The sequence below is a fragment of the Longimicrobium sp. genome, from assembly GCF_036399935.1.
Lineage (GTDB): Bacteria > Gemmatimonadota > Gemmatimonadetes > Longimicrobiales > Longimicrobiaceae > Longimicrobium.
In genome coordinates, this window is sequence record NZ_DASWMD010000075.1 from 65,135 (window position 1) to 90,367 (window position 25,233).

Genomic DNA, 25,233 nt, shown 5'->3' on the forward strand with positions numbered 1-25,233 from the left:
CGGCCGGGCTGCTGGTGTTCTTCCTTGCCGGATGCGACCTGCGGGAGATAGCCGCGCCCAATCCCGTCACGGTCCCGCGCGGACCCGCCCCTCGCGCCGAGGCCGTCCCCGTGATTCTGGGGGAGTACAGCACACCGATTGAAGTTGCAGACCGGCACAGTGTAGTGACGACGTACCAGCCCGCCCGACTTGCCATGCCGATCCCGGCCAACTCCTACGTGCTGCTCCGGGTTTCGGGGCGAGTGCGGCTGGTGTCCGGGCCGTGGTGGCCTGGGCCACCGCAGCCGATTGCCACCTACACGGCGGTGCAGACCACCGAGGCCACTTCGCGGGCGCGGACGCGAGTCTGGATTCGCGGCGGCTCGGCGAACGCACCGCCCTCGGGAGGGTACGAGCCCCGGTTTGCGCCCGCGCCGGACGGGCAGGACCGCATCGTGCTGGTGCGTACTGGCGACGTACCCGACGAGCTCTGGACGGGCCGTGACCTGGGGGGGTACCTCATCACAGCAACGCAGGGCTGGTGCATTGCTACGCCCTGGTGCAGCCCAAGCCCGACTGAAGTCGAGGCGGGGGTGATGTGGGCGGATCGTAAGGAGATCGAGGCGTACCACGTCGCGGAATCCAACACCGTAACGGCTACGGCTATCCCCGAACCGCTGAATCTGGATGGGCCTGAATCCGTCGCCCCCGGCCAGCCCGCCACGATGAACGTACAAACGTGGGGCGGCCTGCGGCTCCGGCATCCACAGATAATCGCCATCGACACGGCGGACGTGGAGTGGCGATGGTTTCCGGGAGACACGGCGGCGGTGCGCAACCCCGTCATCAGCGGGCAGCGCCTAGCCTGCACCGGGAAAGAGTGCACGTTCACACCGGGCGCTGCCGGAGGGCGCATGAGCGTGGCGACGTGGGTGGAGGGCGCGTACGTCGAGGCGAGCGAAATCGTGCGGGTACAGCACCAGCAGTTGCAGTTTACGTGCGACCAGGACCGGTTGGAGCGGGGGGCAACCCTCAACTGCTCCGCAGCGGCAGTCCCTTCCGGCACGCTCGACAGCATCAGATGGGAGTTTAGAGACGACGCTGGCAACACTGTTCGCGATAGTAGCGGCGCGGCTTCATGGACTGGTGAGATGGTCGTGAGCGGCAAAATCGCGGTCGCTGCGAGACTAAATGGGTCTCCAGTGGCAGATGACACGGTCATCGTCGTCAGGGCGCGTGGGTGGCCACTGATCAATGTTGTCGCCGCTGATTCCGGGAACGGGCACTTGCCAGCGGCGCCGACGAGATACGGCCAGTTAGCAGACACGCATGCCCCCTATCCTATGCAGCCCTACGTCACGGCGCGGGTATCAAGAGGGCCAAACGCCGGAATGTGGTATCTGAAGGACCCAATCCAAACGGTCACGGCCAACGTGCACATCAGCGCTGGTTTCCGGCCCGGCTCGGCCTTCTATGCACAGCAGCACTCGGGAACCGATCCGGCCACCGGAGATCCATTCTGCGCCAGGTGGCAAGTCGCCGCCGTTGAACGCGGAGCTAGGGAGCATGAGGGCTTGGTCCCGTCTGCGCTCACCTCGCACGTCGAAGTATATCAACAATGGTTTCGGACTAATGCGCCCCAGGATTTCATGGAAGCGGTTACTGGTAGAGACGAGGAGTTCACATCAGATTGGACCTTCTCAGACAAGCTCACCCATGAGTACATCCTTAAGGTGGCAGACCCTGCTTTCCAAGACCCGGATCAGAAGCACACGACGGACAACCCGCCAGGTCTAGTAGCTTTCCCGGTGGTTCCGTGTCGTCTGCGGTTCTAACGTCTATCACGGATGAAGAAAAGGGGAACAATGCGTAAAGTTGTGCTTGCAGTCGCTCTGGGTCTCGTTATGCCAAGCTGCGCGTCAGCGCAGATGGCGGGCACGAGCGATTCTGTACACGTTCGCAATCGCTGCCGGTTGGCAGTCCAGATCATCACGACAGGAAATCCCGAGCCGCACACGGACTGGGCTTACGAACACGTGCGCCTGTGCGGAAAGGAAGGTGCCGCAGCGGTCGCCCAAGCGATGCTAGCTGCTGCTGCTGAAACGGATCGTGCGGAGTGGGAGAAGCTGACCACACCTGGGTTCTACGTACGAGACGCAGGTATTTTCGACGCTGCCCTACGCCTCTCAGGAAATCCAGCCGCGAGCACCACAGCCCGTGTTTACTCTATGAAGGTGCTGGTGCAAAGTCTCTCCCCCGGAACAACGTTGACCTACGACGACCTGACACGCGGTCCCACCGCGCGAAGGGTGTGTTTCGGGACGGGGCCGGGATCGCACCACGAGGTCGAAGAAGTGTCACCCCTTCCTTCGGACTATCGCGAGCGGGCGCGTGCAGCAATGGCCCGTCTCACCGAGGATCCGGCGCAAGGATTCGCCATCCGACAAGCGGCGCGTTGCGTAGCGGTGCACGCCCGGAGATAATTCGCGACTGCGTGGGTTCAACGCGTCGCCCAGCAACCCCGCTTGCATGAGAGGCGGCGGGCGGAGCCCCTTCGGTACGGCGGCGTTTCAAGTTTGACCGTTTGCGGCGGGCGAGTGGGGGGCTTGTCCCCCCCCGAGCCCGCCTACGCGACTTTTGCGCAGATCGGCCCATCACCCGATGCCAATCCGCCCCTTACAGCACTGCCCGTACTTTCGATCACTGCCGCAAACGCAAGGATCGCTGTAGCCCCGAAGCATCAGTGCGAGTTCAATGAATGCTCGTCCAAAATCCGGATCGCCAATCCACAAGTCGGCATAGAGCTGCTTCGGAATGGAAATCTCCTGCCCAGGAAGTATCGACGCCACAATGCGTGCCCGCGCTTCCGCACGCGCGATCAGATGCGCGACAAGCGGATCAGGGGTTAGCGCCTTCCGCCGCCGGTCGATGGACTGTCCCGTGAATACGGTGGCAGGATCAGGCAGAAACAGAATAGAGTTAGACGGCGGGTCGTGTGGCGTAGGATCAATGAGGGTGCCCGAAGGGGACCGCCAGACCGAGTGGTGCTCAGCTTCGATTAAGACCTGCGGAATGGTCCAGATCGCCCAGCCGTGCACAGCCTCTCCGCTCGCCCGAGTGATGAGAGACGCTACGTTTCCGTAGCACTCCAGCGGTTGAGCGTCGGGTTCAACTTGGACCGGTACGTAGACGGGCCGCATTCCCGCCGCCACGTCAGCGCAGAAGGTCTTGACTACGCGGTCAACTTTTTGAGGCACGCAAGTCAGTTCTAGCGGGTGTTGTCTCATGCGCTTTCGTGCTTGCTGATGGGGGGTGTGGTGAATGTTCAACGATAAGGACAAGGCTGGTTGAGTGGCAGGGTACGCGAACGGCCGCCGCTCCGTACATCCGACGAAATAAACGACACCCGCCGGGCGACTCCCGGCGGGCGATTCTGTCCGTTGCGCTGTCCGTTGGTCGGACAGGATGCACGTTTCGGCGGTCTAATGAGTGCGGGTTGCGCGCGCACATCTAGTATTTTCGCCGTTTCCGTGCATCTTGTTCGTTCATGGTGCTAAAGGCTGAATCTGCCGCGACTTCAGTCGCGCCAGCACAGCGGGGGCCTCGCCGTCCGTCCTCGCTGCCGCGCCCTGGCTGAGAGGCGTCCGCGGCTGGATCCCACGGCGCGCGAAGCGTGGCGCACGGGCCGGTCCGCTGCGCTCGCGCTTCTGGATGACAGGTCTTGGCGCTCGCCGGAGTTACCCGCGGTTCCTCAGTAGATGTACACCGGCGTGCCGAGGGGGACGTGGCGATACAGGTGGGTGATCGCCTCGTCCGACAGGCGGATGCACCCATGCGTGGCCGCCTGGCCGATGGAATCCTGGTGCGGCGTGCCGTGCAGCATGTACCCGTCGCCCAGCTCCAGCTTGTACGGCCCCAGCTCCCCCGCGATCCGGCGGTTCGCCGTGCCGATGGGCGGCACGTACAGCGTCAATCCGAAGATCACCTCCTCGTCCGGCGGCACGGGGTCGAAGGTCCCGTCCCGCAGCACCCGTCCCACGCGGTCTCCCCGCACCACCAGCCGGGTGCTGTCCGCCAGCATCACGCCGGGGCCGGGGTCCAGCCGCACCATCGACCATCCGCTGTCGCGCGCCAGTTCCACGTAATGCCAGTCGGGGGGCGTCCACACGGGGTTCGCCTCTTTCCGGATCACCCGCCGCACTCCCCGGGGGGTCTCGAACCGCCACGCGCGCCCCCGGTACCGCAGGGTGTCGCCCGTCCCCACCGCGATGGGCGCGGCGAAGAGCGTGTCGCGCCCGTTCATCCACCACAGCCGCCGGTCCGCGACGGAAACGACGATCCTGCGCCCCGACGCGTGCGCCGCGGCTTCGCGCACGCCCGCCGCGCGCGTGGGCGCCTCCGCCTGCTGCGCCGACGCACGGGAAACGGCGCCCGCCACGAGCAGCGCCAGGGCGCCGAGGAGAGTGGAGATGCGATTCATCGAACTTCTTTCTTCGTAGACGCAAGGGCCGCCCCGGCGGATCTTCCACCGGAGCGGCCGTTCGCAGCGTGCCTTGTGCTCAAGCCGTGCCGTCGCACCGATCGCTCGTCACGTGCCCCAGCCGCGAGGCTTCCGCGACAGCAGCCGGCCGGCGACGGTAAAGCCCACGCCGGCCACCGCCAGGAACGCCCAGTCGTACGCCGGGACGTGCGCGGGAAGGTCGCGCACGTGGTGAAGGTTCAGCAGGTGGTGGTCGATGACGCCCTCCACCAGGTTGAACAGCCCCCAGCCCATCAGCATCTGCCCGGCGAAGGCGCGGCGGGACGGCAGCGTGCGCGCCTCCGCCGCACCGAACAGCATCCACACGCCCACGAAGGTGATCAGCCACGTCCCGGCGTGGAACAGGCCGTCCCACACCATGTTGCGCTGCATGGCCTCCAGGGTCGTGGGCGGCACCACGGCAGATCCCATGTTGTGCCAGTGAAGGACCTGGTGCAGCACGATGCCGTCCACGAATCCGCCCATCCCGACCCCGATCACCACGCCGGCCCGCGACGTCCGCTCGCCCAGCAGGTTCCTCATCGATACGGCTTCCCGTTATGTTTCCCGTCGCCCGAGCCCTTCCGCCGGATCGTCCGGGGCAACGGGTGTGCCCGAACCCCGCCGGACGGGTGCGACGGAAGGGCGCGTGTCCTCCCCACGGGACGCGTACGTCCCGGCCCGTGTACGATGCGCGCTTTCCGGGCGCGCTCCGCTGGAAGCCAAGGGGATGCCGCGCATCGGCTTAGGCGTTTTCGGCCGCGCGGTGCGGCGGTTGCCCTTGCAGGCCATGCGGGCGCCCCGCTGAAACCCGCCGGCGCCCAGCCCCGTACCCGCCTCGTCAACCCGACCGCACTTTCGGAGATTCCTACATGCTCCTCGCCTCCGTCCTGGCCGCGCTGCTCCAGGGCACCCCCGGCGCCGCGCCCGCGCCGGCACCCCGCGACACCTCGGCCGCGTACGCCGACCCCGGCACCCGCGCGCTGGTCACCGCCGCCCGCGAGCGCCGCGCCCGCGTGGAACGCACCATCGACGCGTACAGCGTTACCGCCCGCGAGCGCATGCACGCCTCGGTCGAGGCGCTCAGCCGCAACCGCACCCTGTTCGGCCGCGAGTCGGCGGTGCGCATCGACTGGCGCCGCGAGGGGCAGAGCAGCGTCCGCGTCCTGGGCGCGCGCGAAGCCTCGCCCGCCACCAGCAGCGGCATCAGCCTTCCCGGCGACCTGCTGAGCGACGCGGCCGACCCGGCGTTCGACCCCGACCGGCTGCAGCTCAGCCTGTTCAGCTTCGGCGGCAGCGCGCAGGTGCGCACCGACGAAAAGAAGGACAGCACGGAAGCCAGGCACGAGGTGGAGGTGGAGGTCGACATGACGCCCATCGATCCGCTGGCGCAGGGAAGCGAGGCCCACTACCGCTTCCGCTCGGGCGACACCACCACGGTGCGCATGCAGGACGGGGGGCAGCTGCGGATGATCCAGCTGGAGGTGATCCCCCGCCGCCGCGAGTTCCGGCTGCTGCGCGGCACGCTGTGGATCGACGCGGCCACGGGCGGCGTGGTGCGGAGCGTGATGACCACCGCGCGGCCCTTCGACCTGCGCGAGGACGCCGAAGACATCCCGGCCGCCATCACCGCCGCCGGCCCCGTGCGCTTCGCCATCCGCTACGTGACGGTGGAGTACGCCCTGTGGCAGAACCGCTTCTGGCTGCCGCGCCTGACGGCGGTGGACGCGCAAATGAGCATGGGAATGCTGGCGGGGCTGCCGGTGCGCTTCGAGCGCAGCTATTCCGATTACGAGGTCACCGCGTCGCCCGTGCCGCAGAGCGCGGCCTATGCCGGCAGGACGCAGACCGACACCGCGGTGGTGCGCGCGTGCACCGACGAGGCCAAGGCCACGCCCGGGCTGTCGTGCCACTGCGCCAACGGCGGGTGCCGCGTGTGGCGCGTGGAGGTGCCGACCGACACGGCGGCGCTGCTGGCCAGCGCCGACCTGCCGGAGCCGCTGGCGCAGGGGGCGGGCAAGCTGATCACCGGCGAAGAGGTGGAGTCGCTGGCCCGCGTGCTCACCCCGCGGCTGGGCGACCTGGCGCCGGAGATGGACGTCAGCCTGCTGAGCCTGCGGAACATGCGCTTCAACCGGGTGGAGGGGCTGTCGCTGGGCGCCGCCGCGGAGATGACGTACGGGCCGCTGCGGGCCGACGGCATGGTGCGCCTGGGGCTGGCGGACCTGGAGCCCAACGTGGAGCTGGGCGTGGCGCGGCAGACGATGTTCTGGCGCACGCGGCTGGCCGGCTACCGGCGGCTGACCCCGTTCGACCGCGAGTCGCGGGCGCTGGGCTTCGGCGCCTCGGTGGCGGCGCTGCTGCTGGGGCGCGACGAGGCCGACTACTTTCGCGCCACGGGTGCCGAGATCACGGGCGAGCCGCTGCGGGCCGCCGGGTGGACGTACACGTGGCGGCTCTTCGGCGAGCACCAGCACGGGGTGAGCAAGAACACCGACCTGTCGCTGGCCCGCGTGTGGGAGGGCAGCGACGTGTTCCGCTCCAACCGCCCCGCGAACCGCGCGGACCAGGCCGGCGCCGGGCTGACGCTGCGCCGCGAGTTCGGCACCGACCGCTCACCCGTGCAGCTGCTCACCCGCGTGGGCGCCGAGGGGCAGACGGGCACCTTCGACTACGGCCGCGGATCGGTGTTCGCCCGCATGACGGCGCCGTTCACCAGCCGCCTGGCGTTCGCGCTGGAAGGCGCCGCGGGCACCACCACGGGCGACGTGCCCATCCAGGGCGCGTGGTACGTGGGCGGAACGCAGAGCGCGCGCGGCTACGAGGGTGCGCTGCTGGGGGGCACGGCCTTCTGGCGCGCCCGCGCCGAGCTGGCGACGCCCACCCCCGCCGCGCGGCTGGTCGTCTTCGGTGACGCGGCGTGGGCGGGCTCGCGCGGCGCGTGGTCCAGGGACCCGCGGCTGCTCTCGGCCGGGGTGGGCGCCAGCTTCCTGGACGGGCTGATCCGCATGGACCTGTCCCGCGCCCTGCGCACCCCCACCGGCTGGCGGCTGGACCTGTACCTGGACGCCGCCCTGTAGGGATCGAGCGCTGGGATCAGCACGAAAACGGAACGGGCGCCCGCCAGGGCGCCCGTTCCTGTAACGTGCGTCACGCTCTCGATTTACGGAAGCCTCAGACTCTGTCATCCTGAGCCCCAAGCGCACCGAACCGGCCCGCGATCCAGTCCACGCGGGGCGAAGGATCCTGCCGCGGACACGTACCAGCCAGGGCGCGGCAGCGGTCACGGTCACCGAGGCCTCGGCTGCCGTGGGGCCCTCACCCGTCCTCGCTCATGCTCGTCCACCCTCTCCCACAAACAGCGTGGGAGAGGGGGTACACTTCGGGTTGCGGTGCGGCGAGGAGCATGGTGGCGGAGGTCCCCGCTGCTGGGGGCACTGAAGTCGCGGCACAGTGATGCAGGAGATCAGATCAGGCGCCGCTCTACCGCTTCGAGCCACTCCAGCTCGGCCTCGAATTGCCGAATCGTCAGATCAACCATCAGTTCGGCGGCCCCAACCATTGGGCCTGAGTCCTGTCGGATCCCCTGGAGCGTACTCCGCTCCTTTGCCAGTTCATGTTCCAGGAAGCGGCGCCGCCGCCCGACCTGCCGCCTCAACTCGCCTGGCCGGGCATGACTGGAGAGAGCCAGCCAGGTGAGAAAGGGAGGGAGCGTGCGCTGGATTGCCCAGTCTTCTCGCGCCAAGGAATCCGCCAGCGCGCGTTCCCCCTCAGGGGTTGGGCCGTAGACCCTGCGATCCGGCCCCCTGGCGGTGGACTGTTCCGTTGCGAGGGGGCTGATGTAGGCGGCCTTCTCGAGTTTTCTGAGCGAGTAGTAGACCTGCGGGCGAGAGATTCCGGCCCAATCCCGAACCTCGCGCCTCTCCAACTCCTGATTGAGTTCGTATCCGTGCATCGGGGCCTCGGCCAAGAGGCTCAGCACCACGAGGTCGGGGGTTGTCAGCTCGGGGGCAGTGGATCGGATCATGGACAGGAGTATGCCGGGACCCGACAGACCGAGCAAGTCCCTTGACGGGTATGTAGTCTCATTTATATTACCTCTCGTCCGGCAACGCTCATCCGAACCTCCGAGGCTCTCATGCGGCTCGCTGCTATCCTGGGCGTTGTGATCACCGTACTCGGCTCCTTCGCCTTCGCACCCACTCCGAAGAATCCAACCATGAAGAAGCTCACCCCCGTCCTCGTAGTCGATGCGATCGAACCATGCCTTCCGTTCTGGGTGGACCGGCTCGGGTTCACCCGGACGATCGAAGTACCCGAAGACGATCGGCTCGGCTTTGTTGCGCTCGAGAAGGACGGCGTCGAGGTGATGGTCCAGACGCGCTCCAGTGCCGTCGCGAGCGCACCCGGGATGGAGGAGTTTCCCTTCGGTGGTCCGACGCACCTCTACATCGAGGTCTCCGACTTCGATGCAGTCGATCGTGCGCTGGAAGGCGCGGAGGTGATCGTGCCGCGCCGGACGACCTCCTATGGAGCAACCGAGATCGTTGTCCGCGAGCCGTGTGGGCACTTCATCGGCTTTGCTTCCATGGCATCTGCGGCTGAATGAAGGCGGCAACGGAGTCCGCCGGGCTCTCGCGGCATGCACCGACCTTCATCGAAACGCTCTGAGGTTTTGTGGCCTGGCCCGCCCAAGAGCCGTGGAACCCGCCGCGGGGAAGGCGGAAAGCCCTTACATGCGTCGCTCTCGCGTCCCATTCGGGGCTTCACCTGCACGCGCGCGGACGCCTCGATGCGCCTCGCGGGCCGGAGAGACCGAGGCCGGGACGACGGTGACCGCTGCCGCGCCCGACCTTCGTGGCGTCCTCGGCAAGATCCTTCGGCCCGCGAGGGGTGTGCTACGGGCGAGTATGGTGCGCCTGGGCCTCTGGATGACAGGTCGCGGTGTGGGTCGGAGTACGGTCGGATGCTTGCGCGCGCCGTGGACGCATGCATGGACACCGATCGAGACGCACGGCACTGGCTCCCTTCCCCCGCGGGGTTTGCGGGGGAAGGGCTGGGGATGGGGGGGCGCCGGCCCGCGCACCGCATCGACCGAAGCGCACACGAATTCTCCCTTTCCCCCGCTTGCGGGGGAGAGGGCCGGGGAGAGAGGGCTGCCAGGGGCCCGCCCCGACCCACCGAAGCGCACCCAAGCTCGCCAGGGTTCGCCACGATCTCGTGGCAAACAAAGAAGGACCGCCCTCACCAGGCGGTCCTCATCGATCCATCCCCGAACCCGATTCCTACTCCCCGTCCGCGCCCTTCCTGAGCGGGTGCCCCATCGGCAGCTGCATCCCCAGAATGGGCGGGGGCAGCGCGCTCAGGCGGCGCAGGAACGCGGCGTACGACTCGCTGTTGCGCGCCAGCTCCCGCTCCAGCGGCGTGGCCATCACCTCCCGGATGTGCGCGCGGGTGGCATCCATCCGCGCAGCCGTCGCCGGGTGCGTGCTGAACCACGAATCCGCCGCCGCCATGGCCTGCGGGTCCTGCGCCTCCTCTTCCAGCAGCGCGCTGAACAAGCTGAGCATCCCCCGCGGGTCCACCCCGGTGGCCACCAGGTAGTTCACCGCCAGCCGGTCGGCCTCGGCCTCGTCGGCGCGCGAGTGGCTGCTGGCCCACAGCTCGCCCCCCAGCCGCAGCGCCTCCTGGTCCAGCAGGGGCTCGCGGTCCAGCACCAGCTGGTACATCACCGCCGCCACCGACCGGGTGCGCATGTGGCGCTGCAGGTTCTCGGCGCCGTGCCGCGCGGCCACGTGCCCGATCTCGTGCGCCAGGATCCCCGCCAGCTCCGACACGTTGCCGGTGCGCTCGATGAGCCCGCGGTTCACGTAGATGTGCCCGCCGGGGAGCGCAAAGGCGTTGATGCCCGGCGTGTTGACGATGTAGAAGTGGTACTGCAGCTCCGGCCGGGCGCTGCGCCTGGCGATCAGCCTGCCCAGGTCGTTCACGTACAGGTTCAGCGGAACGTCGCGCACCAGCGGCACCTGCGAGTTCACCTGCGAGGCGATCTGCTCGCCGATGGCGATCTCGCGGTTCTCGTTGATGCACCCGGCCAACGGCAGCGCCACGAGGCACGCCAGCAGCCCGGCACGAAAGGGCCGGCCCGCGAGCCGGCCCCGCCGCGGCGTGCCCCCCGGCATCAGCGCCCGCGTCGGTCCTGCGGGACCGGCTGCAGGGCGGCCACCCGGGCCTTGAAGCTCTGGTACGCGCGCGTGTCGGTGGTCAGGTTGCCGCCCTGCGCCCCGGGCGTCTGCTGGATCATGGCCTGCGTGGCCGCCACCCGCTCCTGCGTGGTGGGGTGGGTGCTGAACCACTGCTCCACGCGGCTGGGGTTGCGCTGCTGCATGGCCAGCAGCTTCTGGAAGAAGCTGGGCAGCCCCGCCGGGTTGATGCCGCTGCGCACCAGGTAGCCCACGGCCACCGCGTCGGCCTCGCGCTCGGCCTGGCGCCCGTAGCTGGCGAACACCGCGCCGCCGCCCACCTGCACCACGGTCTGCTCTACGCCCGTCGGCTGGCGGCCCAGCAGCACCCCGTAGACGACGGAGAGTGCGGTGTTGGCGTTCTGCGCCTTCTGCATCTGCTCGATGCCGTGCCGCTCGGCCACGTGCCCGATCTCGTGGGCCAGCACGCCGGCCAGCTCGGCCAGGTTGTCGGTGCGCTCGATCAGCCCCCGGTTGATGTAGATGTGCCCGCCGGGGATGGCGAAGGCGTTGACAACGTCGGAGTTCACGACGTAGAAGTTGTACCGGATGCCGCGCTGGTCGGCGCCGGCCGCGATCTGCCGGCCCAGCTGGTTGACGAACTGGTTGGTCGCCGCGTCGTTCACCAGCGGCAGCTGCTGGTTGATCTGCCGCGAGTAGTCGGCGCCCAGCGCAACTTCCTGCTGCGTAGACACCTGCGGAGCGCAGCCGGCCGCGGTGCCGGCCCCGGCCATGCACACTGCCACGGCGGCGTGCCGCAGCGGGCGCGTAAGTGCAAGCGACATTTGATTCTCCATGCTGACGGTTGAAGCTTTGGGCCCGATGGAAAGGCAAAACGCGGACCATGCGCGGCGCCGGCGGCGGGGCGCGTGCTGAGCCGCCGCGAAGAGCGGCTCCTGCGCTCGCTGCGCCTGCGAAAGCACCGCGAAGCCGAGGGCCTTTTCGTGGCGGAGGGGGTGCGCGCGGTGGAAGACCTGCTGCTGCACTCCCCCCTGGAGGTACGGTTCGCGGCCGCGTCGTCCTCGCTGGGCGACACCCCGCGGGGACAGTCTCTGGCCGAGGCCATCCACAAGCGGGGCATCGACTTGCGTGAGGTGGGCGACGCTGCCCTGCGCGAGCTCGCCGGCACCGGGACGCCCCAGGGCATCCTGGCCGTCGCCGAGATCCCGCCCGGCGGGCTCGGCCGCATCCGCGTCTCGGGCCGCACCGTGGTGCTGGTGCTGGACGCCGTGCAGGACCCCGGCAACTTCGGCACGCTGGCCCGCACGGCCGAGGCGCTGGGCGCGGCCGGCGTGGTGGCGCTGACGGGGACGGTGGACCCGTGGAACCCCAAGTGCGTGCGCGCCGCCATGGGCAGCACCTTTCGCCTGCCGGTGGCCGAGGCGGGGTGGGAGGAGGCGGGGGCGTGGCTGGCGGAGCACGGCTTCCGGACGCTGGCCTCCGCCGCGGGGGGCGATCCGGTTCCGCGTCCCGCCCCCGCGCGGGCGGCGCTGGTCGTGGGCAACGAGGGGGCGGGCATCTCCGGCGAGACCCGCGCCCGCGCCGACCTGGTGGTCGGCATTCCCCTTCGCGGCCGCGCCGAGTCGCTGAACGTGGCGGCCGCGGGGGCCATCCTGCTGTACGAGCTTCTCCGGTAACCGTGCTGAACCTGCAGATCTTTCTCGCTGCCTACGCGGCCCTGGTGGGTGCCTGCGTGGGCTCGTTCCTGAACGTGTGCGTGTACCGCTGGCCCGCGGACCTGTCCGTGGTGCGCCCGCCCTCGCGCTGCGGCTCGTGCGGCACGCCCATCCGCTGGCGCGACAACATCCCCGTGCTGGGCTGGGTGCTGCTCCGCGGGCGGTGCCGGGCGTGCGGCGCCAGGGTGAGCATCCAGTATCCGCTGGTGGAGCTGGTGACGGCGGCGCTGTGGGTGATGGCGGTGCTGCGCTTCGGGCTGTCGTGGCAGGCGCTGGGCACGGCGCTGTTCTTCACCATCCTGCTGGGCATCGCCCTGGCCGACGCGCGCACCTACATCATCCCCGACCAGTTCACCCTGGGGGGAACGGTGATCGGGCTGGCGCTCTCGTTCGCGCCGGGCGGCATCACCTGGCAGCGGTCGCTGCTGGGTGCCGCCGTGGGGTTCGGGCTGCTGTGGCTGATTGCGGTCGTGGGGGAGAAGGTGTTCCGCAAGCCGGCCATGGGGGGCGGCGACATCAAGATGATGATGATGGTGGGCGCGTTCCTGGGTCCCTGGGGCGTGCTGCTGACCCTGTTCATGGGCGCGCTGTTCGGCACGCTGATCTTTGCGCCCATCAGCATGCGTACCGGCAAGCTGGTGCCCTTTGGCATCTTCCTCGCAATCGGCGCGGCGATCACCGAGCCGTGGGGCCAGGCGCTGATCGACTGGTACGTGCGCAATTTCCTGACGGTCTGAACTTCGGTATCACGCAGAGGACGCAGAGGAAACGGAGAGGACGCAGAGGAACAGCAGGAATTCCTCTGCGTCCTCTCTTTTCTCTCCGCGTCCTCTGCGTGAAACGTTTTTTCTTTCTGCTTGGCTGCTTGTGGAATCGAAGAAGCCGCTCCGCCGCCTGATCCGCTACGCGCGGCCGCACCGCCGCACGGTGTGGCTGGCCACGCTCTGCTCCGTGCTCAACAAGCTCTTCGACCTGGCCCCCGAGGCGCTGATCGGCGTGGCGGTGGACGTGGTGGTGCGCGGGCGGCAGTCCCTGATCGCCAGCCTGGGCTTTCCCGACCCGCGCGACCAGCTCGTCGTCCTCGCGGCCATCACCTTCGTGGTGTGGGTGCTGGAGTCGACCTTTCAGTACCTGTACGGCGTGCTGTGGCGCAACCTGGGGCAGACCATTCAGCACGAGCTGCGGCACCAGGGGTACGCGCACCTGCAGGACCTGGATCTGGCGTACTTCGAGGAGCGCAGCACCGGCGGGCTGATGTCGGTGCTGGGCGACGACGTCAACCAGCTGGAGCGGTTCCTGGACACGGGGGCCAATGGGATCATCCAGATGGTGACCACGCTGGTCGTGGTGGGCACCACGTTCTTCGTGATGGCGCCCGAGGTGGCGTGGATGTCCATGCTCCCCATGCCGTTCGTGGTCTGGGGCTCCCTCCGCTATCAGCCCCGGCTGGAGCCGCTGTACGCCGCCGTCCGCGAGCGCGCCGGGGCCCTCAACGCGCGGCTGGCCAACAACCTCAGCGGCATCACCACCATCAAGGCGTACGCGGCCGAGGGGCACGAGAGCCGCCGCGTGGCCGAGGAAAGCCAGGCCTACCGCGAGGCCAACCGCCGCGCGATCGCCTACAGCGCCGCCTTCGTCCCGCTGATCCGCATCCTGGTCCTGCTCGGCTTCATGGGTACGCTGGTGTTCGGGGGATTGCAGGCGCTGAACGGCGAGCTGGCGGTGGGCACGTACAGCTTCCTGGTGTACATCACCCAGCGCATGCTGTGGCCGCTGACGCGCCTGGGCGAAACGCTGGACCAGTACCAGCGCGCCATGGCCTCCACCAACCGCATCTTCGACGTGCTCGACGCGCCCATCGAGGCGCACCCCGGCGACCGCGCGCTCCCCACGGCCTCCGTGCGCGGCGCGGTGGAGATGCGCGGCGCCACCTTCGCCTACCGCGGCCGCGACCCCCTGCTGACCGACTTTTCGCTCCACATCCAGCCGGGCGAAACCGTCGCCGTCGTCGGCCCGACGGGGGCGGGAAAGAGCACCCTGGTCAAGCTGCTGCTGCGGCTGTACGAGCTGAGCGCGGGCTCCATCACCCTGGACGGAATCGACATCCGCGAGATCCGGCTGGCAGACCTGCGGCGCGCCATTGGCCTGGTGAGCCAGGACGTGTTCCTGTTCGACGGGACGGTGCGCGAGAACATCGCCTACGGATCGTTCGACGCCACGCCCGAGCAGGTGGAGCGCGCCGCCCGCCTGGCCGAGGCGCACGACTTCGTCATGGCCCTGCCGCAGGGGTACGACACGCTGGTGGGGGAGCGGGGGCAGAAGCTTTCGGGCGGGCAGCGGCAGCGCATCGCCGTCGCCCGCGCCATCCTCAAGGACCCGCCGGTGCTGGTGCTGGACGAGGCCACGTCGGCGGTGGACAACGAGACCGAGGCCGCCATCCAGCGCAGCCTGGAGCACATCAGCCGCGACCGCACGACGATCGCCATTGCGCATCGCCTTTCCACCGTCCGCAACGCGAACCGCATCTACGTGATGGACGGCGGGCGAATCGTGGAGCAGGGGACGCACGATGACCTGCTGCGCGCGGGCGGGATGTACGCGGCGCTCTGGCGGGTGCAGACGGGCGAGCGGGCGGGCGGACGGGCGTGAGTGCGTTAGTGCGTTAGTGCGTGAGTGCGTTAGTGCGTTAGGTGCGGGAGTGCGGGAGTGCGGGAGTGCGGGAGTGCGGGAGTGCGGGAGTGCGGGAGTGCGGGAGTGCGGGAGGCACTTCGGGGCAAGGGCGGGTTGTCATCCAGAGGCGCGAGCGCACCGAACCAGCCCGCACGCCGAACCGTGCGCGCCGTGGGATCCAGCCGCGGACGCATTTTAGCCGGGGCGCGGCAGCGGCACGGAGCCTTTGGCCTCGGCGCGGCGCCGGGTGTGCCCCTCCCCCGGCCCCTCCCCGCACAAACTGCGTGCGGAGAGGGGAGAACTTCGATCCGGGGAGGCGGATTCTGCGCGTCGGCTGGCGCCCCCCATCCCCAACCCTTCCCCCGCAAACTGCGCGGGGGAAGGGAGCCAGTTGGGTGCGTGAGGCCAATCCAGGCGCACTTCAGGTCTCCCCCTCCCCTGCGCAGCGGGGACGGGGGCCGGGGGGAGGGGGCTCCCGCGGCATGCACCGGCACCCCGCCGAAGCGCAGTCGAATTCTCCCCTCTCCCGCTTGCGGGAGAGGGGCCGGGGGAGAGGGCAGCCGGGAAATGCGCCGGCGCCAATCGAAACGCCCCGCCGTCCGCAAACCGCGACGAAACCGAGGCCCACGCATCCGTGACCGCTGCCGCGCCCGGGCTTGTACGTGTCCGCGGCTAGATCCTTCGCCCCGCGAGGGATGAGGTACGGGCTGGCAAGGTGCGCTTGGGGCTCAGGATGACACATTATGCGGAAAGGCCGGTGTAACGCACGGCACTGGCTCCCTTCCCCCGCGGGGTTTGCGGGGGAAGGGATGGGGATGGGGGGCGCGTTCAGCATGCGCCGGCGCCATTCGAAACGCCCCACCTGCTACCTCCGCTCCCCCTCGCCTCCCCGCATCTTCGCCCGCAGCCACTCCGCCGCGTAGTCGATCGCCGCCGGCGGCAGGATGTGCCCCGCGTTCCACCACTTGAGCTCCTTGGGCTCCTGCGCCGCGGCGAACAGGCGCTCCGCCTGATCGGGGCGCACCGTGCGGTCGGCGGTGCCGTTCACCATCAGCAGCGGCCGGCCGTCGAGCTTGCGCACCGCGCGCAGCGGGTCCGCCACCGTGCGCGCGATGGCGGCCAGCGGCGTGCCCGCGGGAAGGTCTCCCCCCGCCGCCAGGACCACGGCGCGGACCGACGGCTCGTCCGCCGCGGTCAGCACGGCCAGGAACGAGCCCAGCGAGTAGCCCGCGATGCCCAGGCACCCGGCGTTCACCTCCGGACGCGCCGACAGGTAGCGCAGCGCCAGCCTGGCCTCCTTCAGCGCCTGCCGCCACAGCCCCACCAGCGCCAGCGGGTTGCGCGCGGCCTGCGCCTGCAGTGGATCGCCGCGGGTGCCGTGCAGCGGAAGGTCGATGGCCAGGCTGGCGATGCCGTGCCGCATCAGCGAGCCGCCCACCCCCTCGGCCATGTGCTCCTTGCGCGACGAGTAGCCGTGCAGCAGCACCACCCCCGGCGCCGGAACGGGGTCGCGCGGCAGCAGCAGGATGCCGGGGATGGCCTCGCCCCCCGCGCGGAAGTCCAGCACGATGCGCCGCCCCGCGGGCACCGCGTTGTCGGAATGCGTGGTCTGGTGGATCTGCCGTTTCAACATGCCCTGCGCGCGGGGCAAGTTCGCTGCCGCCGCGCCCCCAGCGGACCCGATTGCCGCCGCGTCGGGTATCCGGCTATTCTGTGCTTCATCGACGTGACGCAACCCCGCTCGCCCGAACGCCATGCGCTTTCGCCTTCGCTACTTCGCCCTGCTGCCCCTGGCCGCGCTCGCCGCCGCCTGCGGCGACGACCCGCTGCGCGCCGGCGTCTTTCGCCTGGACGGCACGTGGGTGGGACGCAGCTTTCCGTACGAGCTGTCGCTGAGCTTCGAGCACGACGACGAGAACCGGGTGACGGGCAGCGGCGAGCTGCGCGGCCTGGCGGTGCGCACGTCGAACGCCTTTACCGACACCATCGTATCCACCCGGGCAGAGGTGTCCGTCGAGGGGCAGTGGGACTACCCCGAGTACGTGCTGCGGCTGGAGGGCGAGGGATACCACCCGGTGACCATGGAAACCCGCCAGGCGCAGCGCGACACCATGAACGCCGTCCTGCGCGGATCCGGGTTCGAAGACGTTCAGATTCGCCTGGTGCGCCAGACCCGCTCCGACTGACCCTCTGCTCCCGATCGAGATGAACGGATCCATCCGCCTGCTGCTGGCCGGGGCGCTCGCCGCCGCCGCGCCGGCCGCCGCCCAGGACACCATTCCCACGCCCGCCCCGGTGGACGTGCCGCAGCTGGAGCCCGCCGCGCTCACACTGGCCGGGGCGGAGTGCCAGGGCGTGGCGCGCTACCTGAACGTCCGCAGCGCCTCGGGCGCGCAGCTTTCGCCCGACGGCCGCGAGCTGCTGTACCTGACGTCCACCACCGGCATGCCGCAGCTGTGGGTGGCGCCGGTGCGGGGCGAGGGCCCGGCGGCGGCGCGGCAGGTCACCTTCGGCGCCAACCGCGTGCAGTTCGCCCGGTGGAGCCCCGACGGCCGGTGGATCGCCTACGGCACCGACCGCGGCGGCAACGAGCGGACGCAGTTCTTTCTGCTCTCCCCCGACGGCACCCGCGAGCGCGAGCTGACCCCGTCCGACGAGCACTTCCGCGACTTCGCGGGGTGGTCGCCGCGCGGAAGCCGCATCGCCTACGTTTCCACCGAGCGCAACGGCCGCGACTTCGACCTCTACCTGCTGGACCTGGCCGCGGACGGCCGCCCGGCGGGCCCCGCGCGCATGGTGCTGCGGGGCGCCGGCAACCTGCAGGTGGAGGCGTGGCGGCCCGACGGCGAGGCCATGGTGCTGAGCCAGGGGCGCGGCGAGGCGGACAACGACCTGATGCTGCTGGACCTGCGCACGCAGAAGCTCGACACGCTGTTCGCCCCGGCGCAGATGTCCAGCTACCGCTCCATCCAGTGGACGCCGGACGGACAGGGCTTCTTCGTGGCCACCAACCACGAGCGCGACTTCGCCGGGCTGGCGCACTACCATCTCCCCGACCGCCAGCTGCACTGGATGCAGCAGCCCCGCTGGGACGTGGAGCAGGTGGCGCTCTCGCCCGACGGAAAGTTCCTGGCGTACACCGTCAACGAGGGCGGATTCTCGCGCCTGGTGATCCGCGACCTCCCCGGCCAGCGCGACCTGCCCGTCGCCAGCCTTCCGGGTGGCGTGGTCGGCTCGCTGGAGTGGGCCGAGGCCGCGCCGCGGCTGGCCATCGGCGTTTCGGGGCCGGGGACGCCCGGCGACGTGTGGGTGTACGACGCGGCCGCGCAGACGCTGGCCCGCGCGACGGAAAGCACGCTGGCCGGGCTGGACCCCACCGGCTTCGTCACCCCGCGGCCGGTGCAGTTCCCCAGCTTCGACGGCGAAACCATCCACGGGCTGCTGTACTCGCCCCGCGCCGCGGCCGGCGCGCGCCCGCCGGTGGTGATGATGCTGCACGGCGGGCCCACCTCGCAGGCGCGGCCGGGGTTCGATCCCGTCAAGCAGTACCTGCTGGCGCGCGGCTACGCGGTGCTCGACCTGAACTTCCGCGGCTCCACCGGCTACGGCCAGCGGTTCACGCAGCTGGACAACAAGCGCCTGCGGCCCAACGCCGTTCGCGACATGCAGGCCGCCGTGGAGTGGCTGCGCGCGCTTCCGGGGGTGGATGGAAACCGCGTGGCGGCCATGGGCGGAAGCTACGGCGGATACATGACGTACGCCGCCGTGGCGCAGCTTCCGGAGTTCTTCCGCGCCGGCGTGCCCTTCGTGGGCGTGGCCAACTGGATCAGCGGGCTGGAGGACGCGTCTCCGTCGCTCAAGAACAGCGACCGCATCGAGTACGGCAACATCGACGACGCGGCGGACCGCGAGTTCTTCCGCCAGATCTCGCCGCTGAGCTATGCCGAGCGCATCCGCAGCCCGCTGATGGTGGTGCACGGCGCCAACGACCCGCGCGTCCCCGTCGCCGAGGCAGACCAGATCGTCCGCGCCGTGCGCCGCCGGAGCGGCGACGTGGAGTACCTGCGCTTTCCCGACGAGGGCCACGGCATCGCCAAGCTGGCCAACCGCGTGACGGCGTACCAGCGCATCGCGCGCTTCCTGGACCGCGTGCTGGAGCACCAGGCCCCGGTCTGCACGCAGTAGCCGAAGCCACCCGAGTGGACGAAAGTAACCGAATGATCATTCGCAAATTGGTGTGCGCCCTCGCCGCTGTCGTCCTGGCGACGGGCGCCGCCGCCGCGCAGGACCCCACGTACGCGGTGCGCGCCGCCGCGCCCGCGGGGCTCAGCCGCGCGCAGGCGCAGGCCTCCACGCTGGCGCACCTGCAGAACCTCATCCGCATCAACACGCAGAATCCGCCCGGCAACGAGCTGGCGACGGCGCTGTACTTCGATTCGGTGCTCAGCCGCGTTCCGGGGGTGGAGACGCACGTGCTCCGCGTTCCCACCGACAGCACACGCGCCAACTTCGTCGCGCGCCTCCGCGCCCGGAACGCGCGGCAAAAGCCGGTGCTGGTGATGGGCCACATGGACGTGGTGGGCGCCGATACCAGCAAGTGGGAAACGGACCCCTTCGAGCCCACCTTCCGCGACGGCTACCTGTACGGACGCGGCGCCATCGACGACAAGGGGATGCTGGCCGCCACGCTGACGGCCTTCGTTCAGCTTGCCGCGCAGCGCGACCGGCTGGACCGCGACATCATCTTCATCGGCACGGCGGGCGAGGAGGGCGGGCCGCCCGTGGGCGTTGACTGGGTGATCGAGCACCACCGCGCGCTGATCGGGGACGCCGAGTTCGCGCTGAACGAGGGCGGGCGCATCCGGGTGATGGACGGGCAGATCCGCACCGTCAACATCCAGACGACCGAGAAGGTGGCCTACAACGTGGTGGCACGCGCTACCGGCCCCAGCGGGCACGGCAGCGTTCCGCTCGCCGGCAACGCCCTGGCCGCGCTGGCCCGCGCCATCACCCGCGTGCACGAGTGGCGCGCCCCCGTGCGGCTGATCGAGACCACGCGGCTGTACTTTCAGCGCCTGGCCACCATCGAGCAGAACCCCGACGTGAAGCGGGCGATGCAGGAGATCTCGGCCGAGGGCGCCTCGCGCGAGCAGATCGACCGGGCCGCCGCCGTGCTGTCGCGCGACCCGCTCCACAACGCGGTCCTGCGCACCGGCACCTCGCTTACGCTGCTGAACGGCGGATTCCGCACGAACGTGATCCCCTCGGAGGGGCGGGCGACGTTCAACGTGCGCATCCTTCCCGGCGAAGACATCACCGAGGTGGTGCGGATGATGAACCAGGCCGGCGGCGAGCCGAGCGTCACCTTTGCGCTGGACGGCGAGCCCGCGCAGGCGCCGCCTCCATCGCCCGTATCCACCGAGCTCTTCCAGGCGATGGAGCAGTCCGCGCGGACGATGGCGCCCGGGGCGACGGTGCTTCCCTTCATGTCCACCGGCGCCACGGACGGCGCGGCGCTGCGGGTCATCGGCATTCCCACCTACGGGATCCTGCCGATGCCCATGCCCATCGAGGACGAGCTGCGCATGCACGGCGACAACGAGCGCGTGCCCGTCGGCGCGCTGGGCTGGGCCACGGAGTACCTGTACCGCGTGCTGCAGCGGGTCGCCAGCTGACCCGAGGATTCGGCGAAGGGGGTGGCCGGACGTGTCCCCCTTCGCGCCGGCCCTTGTCTCGCACGTGATTTCCCGCCACTGTACAGCTGCATCCTTCCGCCCCTGTTCCGCCCGCCTGGTCCCATGAACCTCCTGCGCTGGCGATTCTTGCCCCTGCTGCTTGCCGCGGCGATGGCGGCTTGCGACTCCCCCGCCACGGTGCAGGCCGGGGGAACGCTCGCCATCACGCCCGCCGATCCGGTCGTGACGTTCGGAGACTCGGCGAAAGTGACCGCCGTTCATCGTGACGCGGCGGGCACCGTGCTCCCCTTTCGCCCGGTGACCTGGTCCAGCTCGGCGCCGGAGATCGTCTCCGTCAACGGGGCGGGGGTGCTGCGGGCGCACGGGTGGGGCACGGCGAAGATCACCGCCACCGACGGAGGGCAGACCGCCTGGGTCGCCGTCACGGTCGGGCCGCGGCCGCCGGCGGTTACAGGCATCGCGCTCTCCTCCAGCCAGGTGAACGTCGATGCCGGGGATGCCGCGCAGCACTTCCTGGTCGCCGTGCAGGCGGACCGGGGCGTCGCGGCGCTTGGCCTGACGGTGGAAGCGGTGCGCCGGGGAGTCTCGGCGCCGCAGTCGCACGCGTGCTCCGCGCCGGCGGCGCCCGCCTCGGGCACCTCGCGGGCCGGCACCTGGCAGTGCACCATCCTGGTTCCGCGGGGATCGGCCGCGGGCACCTGGAACCTCAAGAGCCTTTCCGTCACCGACAGCCTGGGCAAGACCACCGCGTACCACGAGAGCAGCCTGATCGCCACCGGGCTGGCGGCGGCGGGGCTTGCCCGGAGCTTCGAGGTGGAGAGCGCGAACGAGGACCTGGCCCCGCCGGTGCTGACGTCGGTGGTGTTGCAGCCCCCGGCCGTGAAGCTCGGCACGAGCGGGCAGACGGTGCAGATCACCTTCACCGCGAGCGATGCCGGCACCGGCCTGTTCAGCGGGGCATCCGGCCTGAGCCCGGGTCCCGGCCCGGGCACCATGGACTGCGGGAGCGCGCCCTCGGCGGGCGTGGGGGCGCAGACCTCCGCGTTCACGTGCTCCCGATTCATTCCGGCGAACTCGGGCGCGGGAACGTACCTGCTGGAGATCGAGCTGGTCGACAGGGCGCGCAACCGCTGGCGGTTTTCCTCCGCCCAGCTGCAGGCCGCCGGCCTCCCCCACGAGGTTGTCGCCACCCAGTAGCAACCGGTGGAGTGCCCATACGCGCGAAGGCCCACCGCAACCGTGGCGGGCCTTCGCGCTTCTCAACGATGCAGCGAGGGAACCTCGGGGGGCATTCCGTGGTTCCATGCGGGTGCGCCGACTGCCCGGCGCCACCTTGACCACCTATCAACGGATCGGCAGGACATGAAAAAGACACTGGCACTTCTGCTCGTCGCCTCTTCCCTGGCCGTGGCCGCTCCCGCGGTGGCGCAGGTTCCCCTGAGCGTAGAGCTTCGCCTGGACGCGGGCATCCCCACCGGCGACGCCGCCGACGAGGTGGACGCCGGCGTGGGCTTCGGAGTGCGCGCCTCGCTGGACCTGGCGCCCACGTTCGCCCTCTACGGCGGCTACTCGCAGTTCAGCTTCGACTACGACGACGGCCCGATCCTCGGCGGCAGCGAGGTGGAGCTGGAGGGCTTCGAGCTGGGCGGGCGCGTGGGGCTGGGCACCGGCGGCGGGGTCGCCAACCCGTACGCCATGCTGGGCGCCCTCTTCCACGAGGACGAAACGGGGCTGGAGGCCGGCCTGGGCGCGGACTACGCGGTCAGCTACAACCTCTCGGTGACCCCCGAGGTGCGCTACCGCACCATCGGCGACTTCAACTACATCTCCCTGGGGCTGGGCGCGCGCTTCCGCTTCTGAGCGAGGCCACGGCCGGAGATCGACACGATGAGAGCGGGACGGCGCCGGCGCCGTCCCGCTCTCGTTCCTGCCCCTTGGCCTTTTGCACCACGGCGGGTATAGTACACAATCCCCTCCCTGGCGCCGCTTCGCCCCGCCCGTCCACCAGCCCCGGCCCCAACCGATGAACCGTCCACGCTGGCACCTCGCCGCCCCGGCCCTGCTCGCCGTCATGGCGGCGTGCGGCGAAGCTCCTTCCACGCCGGACCCCGTGGCCTCGCTCTCCGTTTCGCCCGCGCAGCCGGTGGTAGTGCGGGGAGACACCCTTCGCGTCGCCGCCGTCGCATACGACGCCTCCGGAAATGCCCTGGGCGGCCGCGCGGTCACCTGGTCCAGCTCCGCGCCCGACATCGTTTCCGTCGGCGCCACCGGCCTGCTGACGGGGGTGGGACGGGGCGCGGCGACCATCACGGCGAGCAGCGAAGGCCTCAGCCAGGCGGTGCCCGTCACGGTGGTGGCGGCCCCCCCGGCGGTGACCGGCTTCGCCATCTCTCCCGCGCAGGTGGACGTCAGCACGGCCGACGCGACGGTGGAGTTCTCGGCCACCGCTCGCGTGGACGCGGGGATGCAGATGATGAGCGTTCACCTGGAGTCGGTGCGCAACGGCGACATCAACCAGCAGTTCCACAGCTGCTTCACCCCCGTGGCGCCGGCCACCGGCACCTCGCGGGCGGGAACCTGGAAGTGCAGCATCGTCATGCCCCGGGGGTCCATCAGCGGAGCATGGAAGGTGAAGAACGTTTCGGTGGCGGACAGCGCGGGCAAGGGAACGGGCTACAGCGACGCGCAGCTGGCGGCGGCGGGGATGCCCGCCAGCATCCAGGTGCAGAACCACAACGAAGACCTCACGGCCCCGGTGGTCACCTCCATCTCGGTGAAGCCGGCCAGCGTGAACCTCGCGGCGGGCGCGCAGGTCGTGGAGCTCACGTTCACGGCGACGGACGCGGGAGCGGGGCTGTGGCGGGGGTACGTGGGGCTGCGGCCGCCGGTGTCAGGGACCAGCTTCACGTGCGGCGGTGCGCCGGTGGAGGGCGAGGGGGTGCAGGCGGGCACGTTCACGTGCTCCGTTACCGTTCCCGCCAACACGGCGGCGGGAACATGGAAGCTCTCCATAGACGTGCTCGACAGGCCGCACAACCTGCGGATATACGACGGCGACCAGCTCAAGGCCGCGGGGCTCACCTCCGAGGTGGTCATCACCCCCTGATCTGCGCTCCTCGGCCCGACGCGATCCCCGAGGCCCCGGTGGCGCACCCGCGCCGCCGGGGCTTCCTGCCGCCCGGAAGGCGAGGCTACGCCGCCGGAGTCGCCGGGTGCGACGGGTCTACCCGGGGCTCGGCGGCTGGCTTGCCCATCCAGCGGCTCGCCAGCCCGGAGCCGCCCCACGCCAGCGCGAACACCAGCCCCATCACCAGTGGATGGTCCTTGAACCAGTAGATGGGCCAGATCCCCGCCCACACCGCGTTCATCACCGAGTCCACGCTGAACCCGATCAGCCACGAAAAGGACTTCTGCTCGATGAAGTCCATCAGCCCCGTGGCTTTGCCCACGTCGTCGGCGAGGGTCTGAGCCTCCAGGTAGAGCCAGGTCGCCAGCCCCACCACGCCGTAGGCTCCGCCCCCCAGCTGCTGCACCATCGAGCGGGTGCGGCGCCGGAGGTGCCCGGTAGCGCGGCCCCCGCGCAGCACCCGCCACCCCACAGGGCCCGCGGACACCAGCACGAGGGCGACGACAAGCCACAGGAAGAACTCGGACTGATGCCATCCCAGGCCCATGCCAGCCCCCATGGCCGCGCCAACGACGCTGATCCCGGCCACCGCCATCCACGCCCGCGGCCCAATCTGCGCCAGCGGATGTGCGCGGGTCCGGACGGCCGGAGATGAAGCCTGGCCGGGAACCCCGGGCAGTGCTGGAGGCTGTATGGGTAGAGGAGGAGCAGGCATTGCGAAGGAAAGCAGCGGTTCGTGAAAGTGTACGATTGGTCCTACGCCGGGCTGGCGAGGTGAGTTTCACGCGGGTTGAGAAGGCACGAGAAAGCTAGTTGTCGACATGGATGAGCCGAAGCGAGGGGCTGGTCATCAGCCGCGTGCCAAGCTCCACGGCTTTCGCATGCTGGCCCCGGCTGTTGAGGAACGTGACCACCTCGTCAAAGACGAATGACGTCGTAACGAGGAGGGGAAGTGACTTGGCGGATGCCAGCCAATGAGAGACAGCGCTGGCGTGATGCTGGTCTGCCGCGCTCTCAAGAGCAACGAGATAGCCCGTGTCTATGAAGACGGCGTTCACGTGCCGCCGTAGAGATACGCGTCGTGGTTCTCGGCGCCGTCCGCGATTCCGCAATCCACGGGAGCAGTGCCCAGAGCCAGGATCGGATCATTGTCCCGCCGCGCCGCGGCAATGACAACTACGCCGCCCTCCATCCGCACATCGACCTCATCGACGTCGGGGAGCAGGTGGCGCGGGACCATGATACCGGTCGGCGTGACCTTGACGATCATCGTAAGCTCCGTTACAGGCTAAAAGAGACAGTAATACGTCGACGGCCCGATGTT

22 protein-coding genes are annotated in these 25,233 nt (G+C 69.9%); 12 read left to right on the forward strand and 10 right to left on the reverse strand.

All coding sequences use genetic code 11. From position 1 onward, the window contains the following. Nucleotides 1-434 precede the first annotated feature (434 nt). A complete protein-coding gene (locus VGB24_RS22660) occupies nucleotides 435-1,814 on the forward strand; it encodes a hypothetical protein (protein ID WP_331075198.1) in 1,380 nt (459 codons plus the stop codon). A gap of 819 nt (nucleotides 1,815-2,633) precedes the next feature. On the opposite strand, the gene VGB24_RS22665 is transcribed toward VGB24_RS22660, so the two are convergent. The 3 genes from VGB24_RS22665 to VGB24_RS22675 form a co-directional block, all read right to left on the reverse strand. Then, the gene (locus VGB24_RS22665; RefSeq protein WP_331075199.1) at nucleotides 2,634-3,077 is read right to left on the reverse strand and encodes an SEC-C domain-containing protein; all 444 of its coding nucleotides are present in this window, start codon (nucleotides 3,075-3,077) and stop codon (nucleotides 2,634-2,636) included. A 653-nt stretch (nucleotides 3,078-3,730) separates the two neighbouring features. Further along, a complete protein-coding gene (locus VGB24_RS22670; RefSeq protein ID WP_331075200.1) occupies nucleotides 3,731-4,459 on the reverse strand; it encodes a L,D-transpeptidase in 729 nt (242 codons plus the stop codon). Nucleotides 4,460-4,567: 108 nt separating this feature from the next. After that, nucleotides 4,568-5,041 carry a DUF2243 domain-containing protein gene (locus tag VGB24_RS22675; protein ID WP_331075201.1) on the reverse strand — a complete coding sequence of 158 codons (474 nt, stop codon included), beginning with the start codon at nucleotides 5,039-5,041 and terminating at the stop codon, nucleotides 4,568-4,570. A gap of 329 nt (nucleotides 5,042-5,370) precedes the next feature. On the opposite strand from VGB24_RS22675, the gene VGB24_RS22680 reads away from it, so the two are divergent. Continuing rightward, the gene (locus VGB24_RS22680; RefSeq protein ID WP_331075202.1) at nucleotides 5,371-7,578 is read left to right on the forward strand and encodes a BamA/TamA family outer membrane protein; all 2,208 of its coding nucleotides are present in this window, start codon (nucleotides 5,371-5,373) and stop codon (nucleotides 7,576-7,578) included. Between the two features lie 386 nt (nucleotides 7,579-7,964). Here the strand turns inward: VGB24_RS22680 and VGB24_RS22685 are convergent, their stop codons facing one another. Further along, nucleotides 7,965-8,525, reverse strand: a complete 561-nt coding sequence (locus VGB24_RS22685) for a PadR family transcriptional regulator (protein ID WP_331075203.1) — start codon at nucleotides 8,523-8,525, stop codon at nucleotides 7,965-7,967. A 192-nt stretch (nucleotides 8,526-8,717) separates the two neighbouring features. On the opposite strand from VGB24_RS22685, the gene VGB24_RS22690 reads away from it, so the two are divergent. Then, the gene (locus VGB24_RS22690; RefSeq protein WP_331075204.1) at nucleotides 8,718-9,107 is read left to right on the forward strand and encodes a VOC family protein; all 390 of its coding nucleotides are present in this window, start codon (nucleotides 8,718-8,720) and stop codon (nucleotides 9,105-9,107) included. Nucleotides 9,108-9,783: 676 nt separating this feature from the next. Here the strand turns inward: VGB24_RS22690 and VGB24_RS22695 are convergent. Further along, entirely contained in the window at nucleotides 9,784-10,680 is an 897-nt protein-coding gene (locus VGB24_RS22695; RefSeq protein WP_331075205.1) for a M48 family metallopeptidase, read from the reverse strand. Further along, nucleotides 10,680-11,474 carry a M48 family metallopeptidase gene (locus tag VGB24_RS22700; protein WP_414676758.1) on the reverse strand — a complete coding sequence of 265 codons (795 nt, stop codon included), beginning with the start codon at nucleotides 11,472-11,474 and terminating at the stop codon, nucleotides 10,680-10,682. The genes VGB24_RS22695 and VGB24_RS22700 overlap by 1 nt, the downstream gene beginning before the upstream one ends. A 135-nt stretch (nucleotides 11,475-11,609) precedes the next feature. Between VGB24_RS22700 and VGB24_RS22705 the strand changes: the two genes are divergently transcribed. From VGB24_RS22705 to VGB24_RS22715, 3 genes are all read left to right on the forward strand, one after another. After that, nucleotides 11,610-12,377, forward strand: a complete 768-nt coding sequence (locus VGB24_RS22705) for an RNA methyltransferase (protein ID WP_331075207.1) — start codon at nucleotides 11,610-11,612, stop codon at nucleotides 12,375-12,377. 2 nt (nucleotides 12,378-12,379) lie between these two features. Beyond that, nucleotides 12,380-13,153 (forward strand): prepilin peptidase, encoded by a 774-nt coding sequence (locus VGB24_RS22710; RefSeq protein ID WP_331075208.1) that lies wholly within the window; start codon nucleotides 12,380-12,382, stop codon nucleotides 13,151-13,153. Nucleotides 13,154-13,283: 130 nt separating this feature from the next. Further along, a complete protein-coding gene (locus VGB24_RS22715; RefSeq protein WP_331075209.1) occupies nucleotides 13,284-15,065 on the forward strand; it encodes an ABC transporter ATP-binding protein in 1,782 nt (593 codons plus the stop codon). 886 nt (nucleotides 15,066-15,951) lie between these two features. On the opposite strand, the gene VGB24_RS22720 is transcribed toward VGB24_RS22715, so the two are convergent. Then, nucleotides 15,952-16,719, reverse strand: coding sequence for an alpha/beta hydrolase (locus tag VGB24_RS22720; RefSeq protein ID WP_331075210.1), 768 nt, complete (start codon nucleotides 16,717-16,719; stop codon nucleotides 15,952-15,954). A gap of 121 nt (nucleotides 16,720-16,840) precedes the next feature. Here VGB24_RS22720 and VGB24_RS22725 point away from each other — a divergent pair, with 121 nt between their 5' ends. From VGB24_RS22725 to VGB24_RS22750, 6 genes are all read left to right on the forward strand, one after another. After that, entirely contained in the window at nucleotides 16,841-17,272 is a 432-nt protein-coding gene (locus VGB24_RS22725; RefSeq protein ID WP_331075211.1) for a hypothetical protein, read from the forward strand. 19 nt (nucleotides 17,273-17,291) lie between these two features. Further along, complete coding sequence (locus VGB24_RS22730; RefSeq protein ID WP_331075212.1) at nucleotides 17,292-19,271, forward strand: S9 family peptidase; 1,980 nt, start codon at nucleotides 17,292-17,294, stop codon at nucleotides 19,269-19,271. A gap of 32 nt (nucleotides 19,272-19,303) precedes the next feature. Continuing rightward, the gene (locus VGB24_RS22735) at nucleotides 19,304-20,761 is read left to right on the forward strand and encodes a M20/M25/M40 family metallo-hydrolase (RefSeq protein ID WP_331075213.1); all 1,458 of its coding nucleotides are present in this window, start codon (nucleotides 19,304-19,306) and stop codon (nucleotides 20,759-20,761) included. A gap of 123 nt (nucleotides 20,762-20,884) precedes the next feature. Continuing rightward, entirely contained in the window at nucleotides 20,885-21,979 is a 1,095-nt protein-coding gene (locus VGB24_RS22740) for an Ig-like domain-containing protein (protein ID WP_331075214.1), read from the forward strand. A gap of 165 nt (nucleotides 21,980-22,144) precedes the next feature. Next, nucleotides 22,145-22,642: an outer membrane beta-barrel protein gene (locus VGB24_RS22745; RefSeq protein WP_331075215.1), complete on the forward strand. Its 498-nt coding sequence runs from the start codon at nucleotides 22,145-22,147 to the stop codon at nucleotides 22,640-22,642. Between the two features lie 163 nt (nucleotides 22,643-22,805). Continuing rightward, complete coding sequence (locus VGB24_RS22750; RefSeq protein WP_331075216.1) at nucleotides 22,806-23,888, forward strand: Ig-like domain-containing protein; 1,083 nt, start codon at nucleotides 22,806-22,808, stop codon at nucleotides 23,886-23,888. Between the two features lie 85 nt (nucleotides 23,889-23,973). On the opposite strand, the gene VGB24_RS22755 is transcribed toward VGB24_RS22750, so the two are convergent. The 3 genes from VGB24_RS22755 to VGB24_RS22765 all read right to left on the reverse strand — a co-directional run bounded on the left by VGB24_RS22755 (nucleotide 23,974) and on the right by VGB24_RS22765 (nucleotide 25,179). Next, nucleotides 23,974-24,504, reverse strand: a complete 531-nt coding sequence (locus VGB24_RS22755) for a hypothetical protein (protein ID WP_331075217.1) — start codon at nucleotides 24,502-24,504, stop codon at nucleotides 23,974-23,976. Between the two features lie 214 nt (nucleotides 24,505-24,718). Continuing rightward, entirely contained in the window at nucleotides 24,719-24,967 is a 249-nt protein-coding gene (locus VGB24_RS22760; RefSeq protein ID WP_331075218.1) for a hypothetical protein, read from the reverse strand. Then, nucleotides 24,964-25,179 carry a hypothetical protein gene (locus tag VGB24_RS22765; protein WP_331075219.1) on the reverse strand — a complete coding sequence of 72 codons (216 nt, stop codon included), beginning with the start codon at nucleotides 25,177-25,179 and terminating at the stop codon, nucleotides 24,964-24,966. Before VGB24_RS22765 ends, VGB24_RS22760 begins: the two co-directional genes overlap by 4 nt. Nucleotides 25,180-25,233 lie beyond the last annotated feature (54 nt).

Bases quoted from the DNA above. Each gene is read 5' to 3' on its own strand.
- VGB24_RS22725 (WP_331075211.1), top strand. From the start codon at position 16,841: ATGCGCTTTCGCCTTCGCTACTTCGCCCTGCTGCCCCTGGCCGCGCTC.
- VGB24_RS22765 (WP_331075219.1), bottom strand. From the start codon at position 25,179: ATGATCGTCAAGGTCACGCCGACCGGTATCATGGTCCCGCGCCACCTG.
- VGB24_RS22700 (WP_414676758.1), bottom strand. From the start codon at position 11,474: ATGGCCGGGGCCGGCACCGCGGCCGGCTGCGCTCCGCAGGTGTCTACG.
- VGB24_RS22745 (WP_331075215.1), top strand. From the start codon at position 22,145: ATGAAAAAGACACTGGCACTTCTGCTCGTCGCCTCTTCCCTGGCCGTG.
- VGB24_RS22735 (WP_331075213.1), top strand. From the start codon at position 19,304: ATGATCATTCGCAAATTGGTGTGCGCCCTCGCCGCTGTCGTCCTGGCG.
- VGB24_RS22695 (WP_331075205.1), bottom strand. From the start codon at position 10,680: ATGCCGGGGGGCACGCCGCGGCGGGGCCGGCTCGCGGGCCGGCCCTTT.
- VGB24_RS22755 (WP_331075217.1), bottom strand. From the start codon at position 24,504: ATGGCGGTGGCCGGGATCAGCGTCGTTGGCGCGGCCATGGGGGCTGGC.
- VGB24_RS22690 (WP_331075204.1), top strand. From the start codon at position 8,718: ATGAAGAAGCTCACCCCCGTCCTCGTAGTCGATGCGATCGAACCATGC.
- VGB24_RS22750 (WP_331075216.1), top strand. From the start codon at position 22,806: ATGAACCGTCCACGCTGGCACCTCGCCGCCCCGGCCCTGCTCGCCGTC.
- VGB24_RS22670 (WP_331075200.1), bottom strand. From the start codon at position 4,459: ATGAATCGCATCTCCACTCTCCTCGGCGCCCTGGCGCTGCTCGTGGCG.
- VGB24_RS22740 (WP_331075214.1), top strand. From the start codon at position 20,885: ATGAACCTCCTGCGCTGGCGATTCTTGCCCCTGCTGCTTGCCGCGGCG.
- VGB24_RS22730 (WP_331075212.1), top strand. From the start codon at position 17,292: ATGAACGGATCCATCCGCCTGCTGCTGGCCGGGGCGCTCGCCGCCGCC.
- VGB24_RS22720 (WP_331075210.1), bottom strand. From the start codon at position 16,719: ATGTTGAAACGGCAGATCCACCAGACCACGCATTCCGACAACGCGGTG.
- VGB24_RS22685 (WP_331075203.1), bottom strand. From the start codon at position 8,525: ATGATCCGATCCACTGCCCCCGAGCTGACAACCCCCGACCTCGTGGTG.
- VGB24_RS22675 (WP_331075201.1), bottom strand. From the start codon at position 5,041: ATGAGGAACCTGCTGGGCGAGCGGACGTCGCGGGCCGGCGTGGTGATC.
- VGB24_RS22680 (WP_331075202.1), top strand. From the start codon at position 5,371: ATGCTCCTCGCCTCCGTCCTGGCCGCGCTGCTCCAGGGCACCCCCGGC.